Origin of the sequence: Pseudoalteromonas sp. S1609 (genome assembly GCF_005887255.1) — a bacterium.
GTDB lineage: Bacteria > Pseudomonadota > Gammaproteobacteria > Enterobacterales > Alteromonadaceae > Pseudoalteromonas.
Genome location: NZ_PNDJ01000289.1, coordinates 1 through 335, shown reverse-complemented (window position 1 = coordinate 335; position 335 = coordinate 1). Strand labels below are relative to the sequence as shown.

The 335-nt window shown below is 44.2% G+C and carries 1 pseudogene; it reads left to right on the top strand.

The window, feature by feature from the left end:
* Positions 1-198, top strand: a pseudogene (locus CWB76_RS20210) (FAD-dependent oxidoreductase); the annotation flags it as partial.
* Positions 199-335 lie beyond the last annotated feature (137 nt).

Here is a 335-nt window from a genome sequence, read left to right as displayed (position 1 = left end):
GGTGGAATTGAGGGCTGCATTTATACACCCACCAACTCGAGTCAAATTGGGCGACTAAGTAACCCGCTTGATTACTTAGATAAATTTAAAATTAATTCGTGGCATTCTTGTGACGCTCACCAATTACGACAACCCGGTTCAAAGCAAAACCTCTCTGCTCCTTTTTCTGCACCTGGGGGGCGTGTACAACCAGCGTAGCTCGTCAGAGGATTATAGCGAGTCGCGCAACAGCTTGTAGTGAGAATAATATGAGCACTGTGAATTTATGCAACACTTTGGCGATCAACAAATAACCGTACATACAAGGCAGGGGAACCTATAATCCAATACAGTTA